Origin of the sequence: Ensifer sp. Root558, from assembly GCF_001427045.1 — a bacterium.
In the GTDB taxonomy this organism is placed as follows: Bacteria; Pseudomonadota; Alphaproteobacteria; order Rhizobiales; family Rhizobiaceae; genus Ensifer; species Ensifer adhaerens.
This window is the reverse complement of the sequence record NZ_LMGC01000006.1, coordinates 125,424-140,627: the sequence shown is the minus strand read 5'-3', so window position 1 is coordinate 140,627 and position 15,204 is coordinate 125,424. Positions and strand designations below refer to the sequence as shown.

The window sequence follows — 15,204 nt, the reverse complement described above, 5'->3', positions numbered from 1 at the left end:
CAGGGCGAGTACTTCGTCGAGCGCTACGGCCATGGTGTCGCTGAAGCGACGCCGCCGGTGGCCAAGATGCTGGCAAAGGGCGTCAACGTCTCCGCCGGTACCGATGCGACCCGCGTCGCATCCTACAACCCCTGGGTTTCGCTGTCGTGGATGGTGACCGGCAAGACTGTCGGCGGCCTGCAGCTCTACCCGCGCGCCAACTGCCTCGAYCGCGAGACGGCGCTTCGGATGTGGACCGAGAAAGTGCAGTGGTTTTCAAACGAGGAAGGCAAGAAAGGCCGGATTGAGAAGGGGCAGTTCGCCGACCTCATCGTGCCGGACAAGGATTTTTTCAACTGCGCCGAGGACGAGATTTCCTTCCTCACGTCAGAGCTCACGATGGTCGGCGGCAAGATCGTCTATGCGGCCGGCGAATTTGCCTCTCACGACGAGAACAAGGTGCCGCCGGCAATGCCGGACTGGTCGCCGGTCCGCACCTTCGGCGGTTATGCCGCCTGGGGTGAGCCCGAGGGCGCCGGAAAGCGCTCGCTCCGGCGCACCGCGATCACGTCGTGNCGAGGCGGTGGAAGCCGAACCCGCGGAGTTCCGTGTGCGGGTGGTGGATGCGATCCCGGACTGGTCGCCGGTCCGCACCTTCGGCGGTTATGCCGCCTGGGGTGAGCCCGAGGGCGCCGGAAAGCGCTCGCTCCGGCGCACCGCGATCACGTCGTGCGGCTGCGCCAGCGATTGCGGCGTCCATGGCCACGATCATGCCGGCGCCTGGACGTCGAAACTGCCGATCGCCGACCTTAAGGGTTTCTTCGGCGCGCTTGGATGCTCCTGCTGGGCGGTGTGAAGGCACGCAAATCATGCATGAACACCAGCGGCTGGCATTGCGCGATGCGATGCCCGCGGAGATNCATGGCCACGATCATGCCGGCGCCTGGACGTCGAAACTGCCGATCGCCGACCTTAAGGGTTTCTTCGGCGCGCTTGGATGCTCCTGCTGGGCGGTGTGACGATAGCGGAAGGGAAACGCAGAATGCGCACGAAAGCCGGCGCCGTCGCGATGGCCGCTGTCTCAATCTTGCTCAACGCATCGCTCGGACCGGAGCAGGCCTCGGCCTCGCCGACTGAGGGCGTCCGGCACCTCTCGGCGAAAGTCGTGGTGAACCATCCGCCGGCGAAGCATGGAGCCTACTACCAAGGCATATCCCAGAGCGCGATCACCGCTTTGAAATGGCCGAAAAATCGATGAGGGGCGGCTTTGCCGCCCATCAAGCCGAAGACCGCCTGACAAGGAAACGAAAGATTGAGCCCCTCTTCCCTCGAAAACCGTCTCGCCGTTCGCCTCCGGCCGGGCCTTTCCGGCAACCGTGTCATATTCGTCGGGTTGCTGGCGCTCTGCTCGGCCTATATCCAGGGACCCTTGACGAAAATTTTCGACTTCCCGGGCGCGCTTGCCGAGATGGAGCATTTCGGCCTCTATCCGGCACCGCTCTTTGCTGTCGGCGTCATCGTGTTTGAGCTTGCGATGTCGGCTCTCGTTCTCTCAGGCTTCTACCGCTGGGCGGCGGCAAGCGCGCTTGCGGCCTTCACGCTCGCCGCCACCTTGCTCGCATTCCGCTTCTGGGAACTGCCGCCCGGCATGGAGCGCGCGATGGCGACAAACGGCTTCTTCGAACATATCGGCCTTGCCGGCGCATTCGTGCTCGTTGCAGTCTATGATCTGCGCGAACGTGCATCCACGGAGAGGGGCGGCCAATGACGCAGGCAGCGACCAACAACGCCGGCACTTTCGCGCCCTTGCGCCAGAAGGTTTTCGCCGTGCTCTGGGTGGCGACGATCATCGGCAACACCGGCAGCTTCATCCGCGATGTCGCTAGCTCCTGGCTCGTCACCGACCTGTCGGCAACGCCCGCCGCCGTCTCGATGATCCAGGCGGCCGCGACGCTGCCGATCTTCCTGCTCGCCATTCCCGCCGGCGTGCTCTCCGATATTCTCGACCGACGCAAATTCCTGATCGTCGTGCAGTTCCTGCTCGCATCTGCGAGCCTCTGCCTGTTGTTCCTCTCTGCAAGCGGGCTGCAGTCGGTGACCTCGCTGATTGCGCTTACCTTTGTCGGTGGCATCGGCGCAGCGCTGGTTGCCCCCACCTGGCAGGCGATCGTGCCGGAGCTCGTGTCGCGACCGGACGTCAAGGGCGCGGTCGCGCTGAACTCGCTCGGCATCAACATCTCCCGCGCGATCGGCCCGGCGCTTGGCGGCCTGCTGCTTGCCTGGTTTGGCGCGGCCGTCACCTATGGCGTCGATGTCATCAGCTATGTCTTCGTCATTGCCGCATTGGTCTGGTGGCGGCGGCAGGTGCCGGAGGACGACGCGCTCGCCGAGCGCTTCCTCGGCGCCTTCCGGGCCGGCCTGCGCTATGCGCGCGCCAGCCGCGAGCTGCATGTGGTGCTTTTGCGTGCAGCCGTGTTTTTCGCTTTTTCAAGTGCGATCTGGGCGCTGCTGCCGCTGGTCGCCCGCCAGCTTCTCGGCGGCGGCGCCAGCTTCTACGGCATCCTGCTCGGCGCCGTCGGCGCCGGCGCAATCGGCGGCGCGCTGGTGATGCCGCGCTTGCGGGCCCGGATGGATGCCGACGGATTGCTGCTTTTGTCCGCGGTCCTGACCGCCGCCGTCATGGGCGTGCTTTCCTTCGCGCCGGCGCAATGGGTGGCGGTGGCGGCGCTGCTCGTCTGTGGTGCGGCCTGGATCACGGCGTTGACGACGCTGAACAGCACCGCGCAAGCGATCCTGCCCAACTGGGTGCGCGGACGCACGCTCGCCGTCTATCTGACCGTCTTCAACGGCGCGATGACCGGCGGGAGCCTTGCCTGGGGCGCGACCGCCTCGGCGATCGGCGTGCCCTTCACGCTCGCCGTGGCGGCCATCGGCCTTCTCTCAGTCGGCTTCGCCTTCCACGCCATGAAGCTGCCGAAAGGTGAGGCGGATCTCATTCCTTCCAATCATTGGCCGGAGCCGCTGACCAGCGAGCCGGTCGAACACGACCGCGGACCGGTTCTCGTCCTGATCGAATATACGATCGACAAGGCGGATCGGTCCGAGTTCCTGAAGGCGCTCGCCCGCCTGTCGCACGAGCGGCGGCGCGACGGCGCCTATGGCTGGGGCGTGACCGAGGACGCGGCCGATCCCGGACGGCTGGTCGAATGGTTTATGGTCGAATCCTGGGCAGAGCATCTGCGCCAGCACAAGCGCGTGTCGAAGGCCGATGCCGACATTCAGGACGATGTCCGCCGCTACCACAAGGGGCCGGCCGCGCCGGTCGTCAACCACTTTCTCGCGATCAACCACCCCCATCTCGGTTGACGCGGACCGCACGTCCCGGCGCGGATCTCGCGCCGGGGCCACATCTCGAAGACATACACCCAACCCAAACAAAGGAACCGTTCCCATGACCGAGAACTTCGTCAGGACTGAAGACGGCGTCGATATCTTCTACAAGGATTGGGGCTCGGGCCAGCCCATCGTCTTTCACCATGGCTGGCCCCTGTCGGCGGACGATTGGGATGCGCAGATGCTCTATTTCGTCAGCAAGGGCTACCGGGTCATCGCCCATGACCGCCGCGGCCATGGCCGTTCGACGCAGGTGAGCGAGGGACACGACATTGCACACTACGCGAAGGATGTTGCGGCGCTGACCACCAAGCTCGGCCTCAGCGATGCAATCCACATCGGTCACTCCACCGGTGGCGGCGAAGCGGTGGCTTACGTGGCGCGCCACGGCGGCGGCCGGGTTTCCAAGCTGATCATCGTCGGCGCCGTGCCGCCGATCATGGTCAAGACCGAAAACAATCCGGGCGGCCTGCCGATCGAGGTGTTCGACGGTTTCCGGGCGGCGCTTGCTGCCAACCGCGCCCAGTTCTTCCTCGACGTTCCGGCCGGCCCGTTCTACGGCTACAACCGCCCGGGTGCCGAGGTATCGGAAGGCGTCGTCCGCAACTGGTGGCGTCAGGGCATGATGGGCAGCGCCAAGGCCCATTACGAAGGCATCAAGGCCTTCTCCGAAACCGACTTCACCGAAGACTTGAAGGCGATCGACGTGCCGACGCTGGTCATGCACGGCGACGACGACCAGATCGTGCCGATCGACGACAGCGCGCGACTGGCGGTGAAGCTGCTGAAGAACGGCACGCTCAAGGTCTATGAGGGTTATCCACATGGCATGTTGACAACCCATGCCGATGTCATCAATCCCGACCTGCTCGCCTTCATTAAGGCCTAAAGCTCGGGCACGGTCCGCGGTGTCCGGGTATTGCGGACCGTGCCGGGACAACGCTACTGCATGGTTCCCTATTCATCGCCGGTTGTGCGGACGGAACATGCAGCGCTTCGAAGCGCTACAGCGCCCTCTATGCGCCTCAAAGGCGCGCGGCGCTGTAGTGCCGGCGCCGCACCGACAGCGGCGCGCAGCCGCGCCGGTTGCCAGGAATTCATCGTCAGTGTCTTCAGCGCGCCCGCTTCGGCCGGCGAACGGCCCGGACGACGCCGCTCGGGCCGCCGCCACAGAAGAAGCGCTCGCCGCCATCGGACTCCAGGCCCGATACGCCCATTCCGGTCGGCATGGCGACCGTTTCGAGCACCGCTCCCGTTTGCGGATCGATGCGCCTGATATCGCTTTCGTCACCCTCCCAGGTGCCGTGCCAGAGTTCGCCATCGACCCAGGTCACCCCGGTCACGACGCGCTTGGATTCGATCGTGCGCAGGATTGCGCCGTTCTCGGGATCGATCTGATGAATTTTGCGGCCCCGATGCTGCCCAACCCAAAGCGTGCCCTCGGCCCAGGCAAGGCCGGAATCGCCGCCACCGCCTGGCGCCGGGATTGTCGCGAGAATTTTCCCGGTTTCCGGATCGATCTTCTGGATGCGATCTTCGGCGATCTGGAAGAGGTGCTTGCCGTCAAACGCCGTACCGGCATGCGCGGCGACGTCGATCGAGCGGACGGGCGCACCGTTTTCCGGGTCGAAGGCGTTGATCGTGTCACCGGCGGCGAACCATACGTTCCGGCCGTCGAAGGTGACGCCATGGACCTGGTCTGCCCCGGGGAACGGGCCATATATCTGGATGATTTCGGCTTCGGATCTTTTCATGGGTCTGATCCTATTCGTTTGGCAAAGGGCCAGGGAGTAACAACACTGTCGGGAATGCGGCAATCGGCGGCACGACCCAGCGCCGTGCCCGCCCGCGCCCGATCGGCATAACCTTGCCTTGCGAGGCGAGCTCTTCGAGCGCCCGCTGCACGGTGCGCGCGCTGGCGTCGAGCGCGATTGCGAGCGCCGAACTTGACCAGGCCTCGCCGTCCGCCAGCAGCGCCCGCATCGTCGCATGTCGCTCGTCGACCGGCGGGGCAAGGACGACGACCGTGTGCTTGCCGTGCGGCACCAGCCGGAAGCCATCGCTCGTCGCCGTGATATCCGCAAGCGGGCGCAGTTCCTCGCGCAGCCGGCCGATTTCGACACGCAGCCTTGCCCGGTGGGATTCGTCGACATGTCGTGCGCCGAAGGCCCGGGCGAGCAAGGTTCGCCTTGAGACGTCTCCCGGCCAGGCTTCGCCCAGCGCGCGCGCCAGCGCAAAGAGCACCGGCCGAGTGGCAAGCGTGCACAAGGTCGCTTGTCTTCGGACGAGGTTCCGGCAGGCGTCGATGACGAGGGCGCCGGAAGCAAGCAGCTCTTCGACCTCGCCAAGCAGCAGCGAGCGCTCTTCCCCATCCGCCATGAGGCGGGCAGCCGGCGCTTTAAGCACGGCGGCCGCGTTTTCAACTTCCAAGATCAGGGCCGGAATGCCGGTCGCCCGTGCCGCTTCGCCCGCCCGCCCGAAGGCGGCGGTGGCGGCCTCGGTTCGCAACCGGCGCACGGCGATGCCGGCGAGCGCCAGGTCGTGGGCGGCTTTCGACAGCGGTGTCAGCCGCGCCGTATCGATATCGGCAAGCAAGTTCTCGGCCTCGTCCAGACGGCCGATCAAGAGCAGGCGCCGTGCCCCGAGATTGCGGGCGTGGGCGGCGTTGAGGTGGTCGCCATGGGTTTCGAGCGTCGAGCGGGCGGCGTCGAGCGCCCGCATCGGCCAGGAAAGATCACGGGAGACGATGGCGATCTCTGCCTCGGCGACGATGCACCGCGCCCGCGCCACCGCTTCCTTCGTGCCGAAGGCGCGCGCGGCGTTCTTCAGCAGGACCTTTGCGCGGGTGAAGTCTCCAAGCTGGGCCATGGCGATGCCGCGCAGCGCCAGTGCCGGCGGATCGTCGCGTAGCGCCACCCGCTTCAGCGCGCCGAGCGGGTCGCCCGACGCCAGTGCTCGCGCCGCGGCGGTGATCAGCGAATCCATCGAAATCCCGTCACACTTGTCACTCCCGCAAGCCGTGTTCCAGCCTTTATCTATCTCTCAGGTGGCAACGGACAACAGAAAGAAGCTTCGTCGCACAATCAAGCGGAAACAGTCGGGCGCATGCCTTCAAGGCTGCATCGAATGTGAATCTGCACCTATTATGAAATTCTTTCGAAGCTCCTGTCGGCTTGGCACCGGCGTGAGCGTCTTTCAATCGGGCGGGCGAGGGGATGTCCCAGGCACGGTCCGTCGCGCGATCAGGTTGCACAATTTTTCGGCGTGGCCGGACGGATTTAAGGAGATTTGCAATGACCAATTTGCATTACCGTTGGGTCATCGTGGCGGCGGGCGGGCTGCTCGGCTGCCTGGCGATCGGCGCCATGTTTTCGCTTCCGGTGTTCCTGCTGCCGATTTCGCGCGACACCGGCTGGTCGGTGACAGGCGTTTCGAGCGCCATGACCATCGGCTTCCTGGCCATGGCATTTGCCAGCATCGCTTGGGGCAGCCTTTCCGACCGATGGGGCGCGCGTCCGATCGTGCTCATCGGCTCGGTGCTCTTGGCCGTCAGCCTCATGGCAGCGAGCTGGACGACCTCGCTGATCGCCTTCCAAATCCTTTTCGGTGTCGTGGTCGGCACCGCGACGGCGGCGATCTTCGCGCCGATGATGGCTTGCGTTACCGGCTGGTTCGATACGCATCGCAGCCTCGCGGTCTCGCTCGTCTCGGCCGGTATGGGCATGGCGCCGATGACGATGTCGCCCTTTGCCGCCTGGCTGGTATCCGCCTACGACTGGAGAACCGCTCTGCAGATCATCGCGCTGGTCGTTGCCGTCATCATGATCCCGGTCTCGTTTCTCGTTCGCCAGGCGCCGGCACTTGCCGACGGTGCTGCCGCGGCCTCGCCCGAGGAAGAGCCCCATTCGTCGATGACGACCAGCCAGGTGCTGAAATCGCCGCTCTTCATCATCCTGCTTCTGACCAACTTCTTCTGCTGCGCCACCCATTCCGGCCCGATCTTCCACACGGTGAGCTACGCGATCACCTGCGGCATTCCGGTCATGGCGGCCGTGTCGATCTACAGCGTCGAGGGTCTTGCCGGCATGGGCGGCCGCGTCGTCTTCGGTCTGCTCGGCGACCGTTTCGGGGCCAAACGTGTGCTCGTTCTTGGACTTCTGGCCCAGGCCTTCGGCGCGCTTGCCTATGTCTTTGCCGCCGGGCTCGGCTCGTTCTATGCGGTCGCCGCCCTGTTCGGCTTCATCTATGCGGGCGTCATGCCGCTCTATGCGGTGCTTGCCCGCGAGAATTTCCCCTTGCGGATGATGGGGACGGTGATCGGCGGGACGGCCATGGCTGGCAGCCTTGGCATGGCGACGGGACCGATTGCCGGGGGCCTGATCTATGATGCGCTGGCAAGCTACACCTGGCTTTACATCGGTTCCTGGGGCATCGGCCTCGGCGCGTTCCTGATCGCGCTCACCTTCCGGCCGGCGCCGCGCTACCAGGCGGCGGTGGCCGCGGCCTGATGCGAGCGTGCTGACAGCGAGAGAAAGGGCTCCGCCTGGGAAGGGGACCTTTGGATCATTGCAGGCGCTGATCCGCGTCCGTCTTAGCGGTCGTCTATCCGGACGGTTCGTGCGCCGACATGCAGCGCCCGGCCGGCGCCCAGACCCATGATCGCCACGCCGATGCCGAGCGCGATGAAGAGAACGGCGCTGGCGGCGAAGCTGCCGGTCCAGCTGCGGATGAAGCCGACAAGCAGGGGGCCGATGGCGGCAAGCACGTAGCCGACGCCCTGGGCCATGCCGGAGAGATGGGCCGCCACGTGCGAATCGGGCGAGCGCAGCACAATGAGGGTCATCGCCGCAGCAATCAGGCCGCCCTGTCCGATCCCTTGCAGAACAGCCCAGACGAGCACCGTCGAGAGCGGCGCGAAAAGGATGCCGATCAGCGCGATGACGGCGGCGGCGACGAGCGCCACGCAGACGGCGCGCTGGTCGCGGCGCCTTACGGCGAAGGATGGCACGAGCAGGCAGGTGACGACCTGCATCATGATCGAGGCGGAGACGACCACACCGGCAGTTGCGGCATCTAGGCCACGCTCACGCAGGATCGGCGCCATCCAGCCGAAGACGCAATAGGCGAGTGCGGATTGCAGACCCATGAAGAGCGTCACCTGCCAGGCGAGCCGATCGCGCCAGAGGCCGACGACGCGGAAGCCGCTGTGGCGGGCTTGCGCCTTGCCGCGCAGCGCCTGCGGTGCCCAGATCATCAGCACGATGAGGGCGGGTACCGCCCAGGCCGCGAGCGCGCCTGACCAGGAGCCGACCACATGGTGTTCGATCGTCAGCGTCAGGCCGGCGGCGCTGGCAGCACCAGCGCAGAGCGCCATGGTATAGAGGCCCGTCATCATCGCGGCGCGGTCGGGAAAGTCACGCTTGACGAGGCCGGGAAGCAGCACGTTGCCGATCGCGATCGCCGCACCTGCCGCAAATGTCGAAAGGAAAAGAAGCGGCACGGACTGAACGCCGCGCAGACCCGTGCCGAGCGTCAGCAGGACGAGCACCCCGAGAAGCGTGCGTTCGGCACCGAAGCGTTGGGCGAGCTTCGGCGCAAGCGGCGCGAAAAGGCCGAGACAGAGCACCGGCAGGGTGGTGAGCACGCTGGCGCTGGCGGTGGAAAGGCCGGTCGCCTGCATCACCTCGGGCAGCAGCACCGAGAGACTTGAAAACAGCGGCCTGAGGTTGAAGGCGATGAGCACGAGGCTGACGCCCAGCAGAATGCGGGCGCTGCGGCTCAGCACCGGTGGTTGCGGTGCCGGCAGGCTGTCGGCCTCGGCATCGATAAGCTGGTCTTCGATGTCCAGCGGTTCGGCGGCTTCGGCTTTGTGGGGATCACGAAAAGTCTGGTTCATTGGGAAAGTAGCCGATCAAGTTCAGCGAGGACGGGGGCCATGAACGCCCGAACGGCGGCCGCGGCCTTGTCCGGATCACTGGCCGCAATGGCCTCGACGATCGCCGCATGCGCCCGGTCGTCCGGCTCCGGCAGGTCGCCTGACAGCGTCGAGTGAATGGTTTCAAGAATGGCCGAAGTGAAAAAGTCATAGAGCTCGACGATGGCCCTGTTGCCGGAGGCCTCGACGATCGACCGATGAAAGGCGATGTCGCGCCGTCCGAAGGCCTCACGCCCGCCATCGGAAACCGTGCCGCGGGCGAGAAGAAGGCGCTTCATATGTTCCAGATCCTTGGGCGTATGTCGCAGCGCCGCCAGGCGTGCGGCTTCCACGTCGAGGGCCGCGCGCGCCTCCCATTGGTCGCGCAGGCTCGCCCGCTTGACGCGGTCAAGCGCGCCCGAGCTATCGACCGTCGAGCGGACATAGGTGCCGGAGCCCTGGCGGGCGTCGAGCAGCCCCTTCGAGATCAGGACCCGAACGGCCTCCCGCACGGTTCCGCGGCTCACCGCCAGAAGTTCGGTCAGCGCCGTCTCGTTGGGAATGCGTTCGCCGATAGCCCAGCGGCCGCTGAGGATTTCCGCCCGCAGGCTTTCGGCAGCGCTCTCGGCAAGGTTGGTACGATTGATCGGTTGCATTGTCTGCTCATCAAGTCATCGGATGATTTGATCAATAGGGTGAGGCGTTCGCAGAGTCAAGCGTGACGACGGGGAATGAAGAAGGCGTCGAAGCCTCGTGAGGCCGGTTTCGGCGACAGGATTTGTCGGTGGCTGGCGCGCGGAATCGCGGTCGCGCGCCGGTCGGCGCGCGATACTCAGGCTTTAGCTACGGGAATCCAGTCCCGGCACCGCGTGATCTCAGTTGAGCCTGAGATCGAGGCCGGGATGCAGCTTCTTGAGGTTCGGCAGCGATTTCGACTGCCACGGGATCTCAGAGGTTCCCCGCACCGTCAATTGCACGTTCGGGCGGTTGCGTGCCTCGATCGTCAGCTTGGCGAGCAGGTTGATCCCGGACGAGTTCAGGAACTGCAGTTCGGTGAGGTCGATCGTGATGTGCTCAGGCTCGGTCTCCAGAACGCCCATCACCGTCGAGAAGATCGGGGCATAGGCCTCCGTTCCCGGCAGCCGCATCGTGCCTTCAAAATGAATATCGTTGCCTTCGGACCAAACGCGATACTCTTCTTCGTCCTTGTTTTCCATGTTCACCGGCTCATCAGTTCGAGAGGTCTGGGACCGCAATGGAGGCATAAGTCTCCAATGAGGTTTCGCCGTCGTCACCCTGGGCGCCAAAAACCCAAGCGAAACGAACGCCATAATCGCTCATCAGCGTCAAAAGACCAAGCCCCGAACCGCTCTTGCCGAGTCCGGTTGCGTTGGCTTCAATGCGCTCGATGAGCAGGTCGCCCGGGTCGCCGTCGGCGATCTCGGACAAAAGATCCTGGAAGCGCGCAGCCGCTTCGTTGTCGATCACGTTCGACACTTTCGTGCGGAAGCTGTGGCCCTCGAGGGCGGCCTCGACGACCACGGAACCGGAAGCGCGGAACTTCACGGCATTCTCGACCAGTTCGTTGGTGAGGTAGCCGATGTTGTGGCGCACTTCCCGATAGGTGTTGCGCGACGCGCGATAGCGCAGCGCCGCCAGTTCGGCGACGAAATCCGAAGCCATGGCGCAATGCTTCCAGCTGAGATCCAGCGGCCCGTCGTAAAGACGCAGCCGGGTCATCTTCTGGTGGGCGCCGATCGTCAGGTCCGCCAGTCCGTAGAGCGTGGTCATCTGATCACCTGTGTCTCATGACGACGAGCGTGATGTCGTCGTAGATCTTCTGCTTGCCGATATGCGCCATCAGGTCGTTGATGATACCCGATTTGACGTCCTCGGCGCTCTGTCCGTAAAACTTTCCGGCACTCTCGCACAGTCGCTCGATGCCAAACAGTTCGCCCTTGGCGTTCGCTGCCTCGGTCACGCCGTCCGTATGCAGCACGATCATGTCGCCGCGGCCGAACGAGATCTCGCGGGTGGCAACAAAGCGCGAAATGTCCGATTCCAGGCCAATCGGCAGGCCGAGGTCGAGCGTGTCGATCCGCTCGATTTCCGCACCCTTGCGCACGACGATCAGTTCCTCGTGCTGCCCCGACAGCGTCAGGCGGCCGTGGTCGTAGTCGAGGAAGGCCAACGACAGATGCTTGTCAGTGTTGGTGCGCACGATGTTCTTGTAGATGGCGCGGTTGAGGCGGTTGAGAAACTGCTCCGGGTCCATGTCGCCGGCTTCCTGCAGGGCCCTTGCGACCGACTGCACCATCAGCATCAGCACGCCGCTTTCAAGGCCATGACCGGTCACGTCGCCGATGCCGATCTTCAGCCGCTCACCGTCGCGCAGCACATCGTAGTAGTCGCCGCCCACCTCGTCGGCCGGGCGCATATAGGCGGCGATTTCGAGATCGGCGATTTCCGCGAGCTCGCCGGCCTTCGGCAGCACCATCATCTGGATCTGCTTGGCGACGGCGAGTTCGGCGCCAAGGCGCAGGTTCTCGCTGCGCAGTTGGGTATTCAGCGTCGAAATCTGATGGTTGGCGTCCTCGAGCTGCTTGGTGCGTTCGGTCACCAGGTTTTCGAGGTTCTCGGTATGGTAGCTGATCTCCTCAGCCATTCTATTGAACGCGATAGCCGCTTCACCGACTTCGTCGCGCGTCGTGATGGGCACACGGACGGAGTAGTCCTTCGCCTCGATGCTGGTTGCCGCTCCGGCGAGCGCGCTGATGCCGCGGGTGACCCGCTTGGAGATGCCGAACACGGCGAGCGTGACGAACAGCAGCGAAGCGAGCAGGGCCAGGATCTGATAGATGAGGATGCGGTTCGTCGCTTCAGAGATACTCGCCTGTGCCGCAAACAGCGAGGCATAGATTTCGCGCTCCGGCACGACGATGCCGATCGACATGGTCTCGCGGCGCACCGGGCCGGAAACCCAGAGGTTCTCCGGCTCGAGCTGCTTGAGGAGAATGAGATAGGGGACCTTCTCACCACCCTCATCGAGCAGCACCCGCTGAATGGCGCCATCGGTGCCAAGCGGCAGCTCTGCGATCGCGGGCTGGGCGCTGCGGCGCAGCGAGCGCTCCAACCCGGTGACGCCTTGTCCACCCGTGTCGCTGGACCGCCGCAGGCCGATCACCTTTTCGCCGACCGGATTGATGGCAAGCACGTTGCCGTCGGACATCACCAGAAATCCGAAGCCGCTGTCGCCGACCTTGACGCTTTCGACAACCTCGGCCAGCTGGTCGAGCGTGATATCGGTTCCGGTTGCTCCGGCGACACCTTTGCGGTCGGGCGTCCAGAGCGGCTGGAAGAAGCTGACGATCAGTTTGCCCGAGGCGGCATCGGTGTAAGGTGCCGTTTGCGTGGTATCGGCTGCAACGGGCCTGAGGCTCGGTTGCTTCGCCCATTCCTCCCAGGACTCATAGAGGCCGGGGAAGAAGAAGTTCCAGAAGTTGGCTTCGTTATGGCCGGGGTAGAGACGGTCGAACGTCTGCGCCTGATCCGCATAGGGCGCCATCCGCAAGATCGGCCGCTCTTTTGGTCCGACGTAGTACATCTGCAGTTTGGAGCGGCCGTGCGCAAGCAGGGCGGGCGCAACCAGATCGAGAACGGCGCTGTTCTCAATATCGGCCTGCACCTCGGGTAGTGGCCGATGGTCGGGGCCAAGGAGATAGCTCCAGACGCTTACGCTCGAGAGCGGCCCCGGAAGGTTTTGCGCCCACCCACCTTTGGCATCGTAAGTGACGGTAACGGACTCCGGTGCGTGCCGCGCAAGTGCCTCACCGACGTCGGACCGGCGCACGGGGCGGTCGATCTGCGCCTGGATTACGCCCGCGAGCGTGGCGACGTCGGCGTGAACCTGGCCGAGCAGAAGATTAACCCGCGCGGCCGTCGATTCCGCGTAGGTGAGCATGTAGTCTTCGTTGGCGTTTTGCAGGCCCTGTCCGACTTCCGTCGTCGCGTCGCGCGACAGTCTTTGAACGTTCCAGAGCGCCAGCCCGCCTGTCAGCAGGAGGTCGAAGAGCACGGCGCTGCCGACGACCAGCACGAACTTGGCGCGAAAGGATCTCAAACCGAACCGGGGGCGTTTGATATTGCTCGCGCTCATAGTGGTTTGCGCCCGGACGCTGCCCAGATCGGCCAGCCCGCATAGCCCTTCGGATGCAGTGCAGCGAAGATGTGATCCCGGAAGCCCTGGCGGAACCGCTCGATGAATTCGGGTGTTTCGCCGTGCCTCACCGCCATGTCCGCAAACATCTTCTCCCAGCCGGCGATGATATCGGCGAAATCCTGTGGGTCACCGTCCAGATTGGTGACCATGAAGGATTCGACCAGGATGTCGTCGAAGCCCGTGTCGGCAAGATAGCGCCGGCTCTTCGGCCCGAACTCCACATCTATCTCGAAATTGCTCAAAAGCCGCGCGAGCTCATTGTAGGTCCATTGGATGCTTTGCGCCCGCGGCTCGCCGAGGCAGTGCGAGTTCTTCTCGTTGGTGATGTAGACGCGGCCGCCCGGCTTCACGATCCGATAGAGTTCCTTGAGAAGCAGCTCCGGCTGATTGAAGACCTGCAGCGAGTGGCGGCAACTCACGAAGTCGAACTGGTTGTCCTCAAGCAGCATCTCCGACGCGTCGCCGTAGGTGTATTCGATACCCGTCACGCCGAACTCGGCGGCCACCTTTCGGGCATAGGCGAGGCTCGGCTTCGAGTGGTCGAGCGCGACGATCCGCGACGGCTGGAACTCCTTCTGCGCGAGCACGGCGAAATCGCCGATGCCGCAGCAGATGTCGGCCACGGCGATGCCGGGCCGCATGCCGTGGCGCGGCAGGATGGTGCGCTCGTGGCGCCAGGTCAATTTCGTCTGCGCGCGCAGGATTGGGATGAAGCTCGTATCCTCGAAGTAGTCCTGGCCAGGATAGAACATCGAATCATAGACCTCGACGGAGATCTGCGGCTCGATCGTGCTCAGGTGCCGGAACATGCGCGTCGTCCAGCTGACGACGCTTGACGTGATGACGATCAGGCGCAGGTCCGACCGCTCCCGGCAGGCGTCGAGGGCGACCCGGATGAAGGCCTGGAAGGCCGTGTTGTTCATCTGGATGAGGCGCTTCACATCGATATAGAGAACGCCGCGCACCGTATCGATGGCTTCCCTCAGCGCATGGATACTCTCTGCGATTTCATCGATCGAACGCGGCCGAATCGTTCCGGCAAGCGAGAAGATCTGGCTGTTCGGATCGAAGTCGACCTTGAAACGCTGAGGAAGGCTCGCCGCCATCAACTCACCATTCCTTCAAGAGGAAGATCCACGATCAGGGTGATGGCCGGAGCCGCATCCTCGTCAAGCCGGAGGCGGGCGTCATAGTTGACCGCCAGGTCCAGAAGCACCGATTCCCGGCTGGGGGCAAGGTCGTTGGAAATGGCGTCGAGATAGCGGGCCTGGGCATCGCTCTCACGGGTTTTCGAGACAGCCTCGCGATAGAAGCGCGCCTGACCAGGTGGGCATGGAAAGCTCAGTTGAACCCGTTCCGTGGCGCCTTGGCGATAGATCGACAGGCCGATCTTTCCGTCGGTGGTGCCGCCGCGAAACGAAACCTCCAGAAGCTCGTTGAGGGCGGAGGAAAAGAAGTTGGAATGCCGTACCGGATCGGTCCTGTTGTGGCTGATCATCCGGGCGAGGTAGCTCGAGACATGATCGCAATGGTGCCAGTCCGAAAGGAAATCTTCCATCTCCATATCGAACTGCAGCAGCGGCTCGAAAGCCGTTTCCGTGGTCTTATTGACACTAGCACCCATGCAGCAATGTCCTCCGCACCCCGAACTCTGCCACGGCCATACGCCACTTTCTATAATGATTTCTAACCACGCAAC

14 protein-coding genes and 2 pseudogenes are annotated in these 15,204 nt (G+C 64.2%); 7 read left to right on the top strand and 9 right to left on the bottom strand.

The features are described 5' to 3' along the window. The 6 genes and pseudogenes from ASD63_RS10030 to ASD63_RS10005 all read left to right on the top strand — a co-directional run. A pseudogene (locus ASD63_RS10030) lies at window positions 1-554 on the top strand (amidohydrolase family protein); the annotation flags it as partial. Window position 555: 1 nt separating this feature from the next. Then, window positions 556-835 (top strand): annotated as a pseudogene (locus ASD63_RS10025) (amidohydrolase); the annotation flags it as partial. Window positions 836-1,021: 186 nt separating this feature from the next. Further along, window positions 1,022-1,237: a hypothetical protein gene (locus tag ASD63_RS10020; RefSeq protein ID WP_060520016.1), complete on the top strand. Its 216-nt coding sequence runs from the start codon at window positions 1,022-1,024 to the stop codon at window positions 1,235-1,237. 54 nt (window positions 1,238-1,291) lie between these two features. Next, complete coding sequence (locus tag ASD63_RS10015) at window positions 1,292-1,747, top strand: DoxX family protein (RefSeq protein ID WP_060529160.1); 456 nt, start codon at window positions 1,292-1,294, stop codon at window positions 1,745-1,747. Further along, window positions 1,744-3,345, top strand: coding sequence for an MFS transporter (locus tag ASD63_RS10010; RefSeq protein WP_060529159.1), 1,602 nt, complete (start codon window positions 1,744-1,746; stop codon window positions 3,343-3,345). Before ASD63_RS10015 ends, ASD63_RS10010 begins: the two co-directional genes overlap by 4 nt. A gap of 85 nt (window positions 3,346-3,430) precedes the next feature. Next, on the top strand, window positions 3,431-4,261 hold the full coding sequence (locus ASD63_RS10005; protein ID WP_060520010.1) for an alpha/beta hydrolase: 831 nt from the start codon (window positions 3,431-3,433) through the stop codon (window positions 4,259-4,261). 223 nt (window positions 4,262-4,484) lie between these two features. Here the strand turns inward: ASD63_RS10005 and ASD63_RS10000 are convergent, their stop codons facing one another. After that, window positions 4,485-5,126: a PQQ-binding-like beta-propeller repeat protein gene (locus tag ASD63_RS10000; RefSeq protein ID WP_034790276.1), complete on the bottom strand. Its 642-nt coding sequence runs from the start codon at window positions 5,124-5,126 to the stop codon at window positions 4,485-4,487. A gap of 10 nt (window positions 5,127-5,136) precedes the next feature. Next, window positions 5,137-6,357, bottom strand: a complete 1,221-nt coding sequence (locus ASD63_RS09995) for a hypothetical protein (protein ID WP_034790274.1) — start codon at window positions 6,355-6,357, stop codon at window positions 5,137-5,139. A 308-nt stretch (window positions 6,358-6,665) separates the two neighbouring features. Between ASD63_RS09995 and ASD63_RS09990 the strand changes: the two genes are divergently transcribed. Then, the gene (locus ASD63_RS09990; protein ID WP_034790272.1) at window positions 6,666-7,880 is read left to right on the top strand and encodes an MFS transporter; all 1,215 of its coding nucleotides are present in this window, start codon (window positions 6,666-6,668) and stop codon (window positions 7,878-7,880) included. A gap of 83 nt (window positions 7,881-7,963) precedes the next feature. Here ASD63_RS09990 and ASD63_RS09985 read toward each other — a convergent pair whose 3' ends face one another. From ASD63_RS09985 to ASD63_RS09955, 7 genes are all read right to left on the bottom strand, one after another. After that, entirely contained in the window at window positions 7,964-9,268 is a 1,305-nt protein-coding gene (locus tag ASD63_RS09985) for a CynX/NimT family MFS transporter (protein WP_060529158.1), read from the bottom strand. After that, window positions 9,265-9,942 carry a FadR/GntR family transcriptional regulator gene (locus ASD63_RS09980; RefSeq protein ID WP_060520000.1) on the bottom strand — a complete coding sequence of 226 codons (678 nt, stop codon included), beginning with the start codon at window positions 9,940-9,942 and terminating at the stop codon, window positions 9,265-9,267. Before ASD63_RS09980 ends, ASD63_RS09985 begins: the two co-directional genes overlap by 4 nt. Window positions 9,943-10,161: 219 nt before the next feature. After that, a complete protein-coding gene (locus tag ASD63_RS09975) occupies window positions 10,162-10,503 on the bottom strand; it encodes an STAS domain-containing protein (protein WP_034790268.1) in 342 nt (113 codons plus the stop codon). A 13-nt stretch (window positions 10,504-10,516) separates the two neighbouring features. Next, entirely contained in the window at window positions 10,517-11,077 is a 561-nt protein-coding gene (locus ASD63_RS09970; protein ID WP_034790266.1) for an ATP-binding protein, read from the bottom strand. Window positions 11,078-11,081: 4 nt separating this feature from the next. Next, complete coding sequence (locus ASD63_RS09965) at window positions 11,082-13,442, bottom strand: SpoIIE family protein phosphatase (protein WP_034790264.1); 2,361 nt, start codon at window positions 13,440-13,442, stop codon at window positions 11,082-11,084. Continuing rightward, on the bottom strand, window positions 13,439-14,611 hold the full coding sequence (locus ASD63_RS09960) for a class I SAM-dependent methyltransferase (protein ID WP_034790262.1): 1,173 nt from the start codon (window positions 14,609-14,611) through the stop codon (window positions 13,439-13,441). Before ASD63_RS09960 ends, ASD63_RS09965 begins: the two co-directional genes overlap by 4 nt. Next, window positions 14,611-15,129 (bottom strand): hypothetical protein, encoded by a 519-nt coding sequence (locus ASD63_RS09955; protein WP_034790260.1) that lies wholly within the window; start codon window positions 15,127-15,129, stop codon window positions 14,611-14,613. Before ASD63_RS09955 ends, ASD63_RS09960 begins: the two co-directional genes overlap by 1 nt. Between the last annotated feature and the right edge of the window lie 75 nt (window positions 15,130-15,204).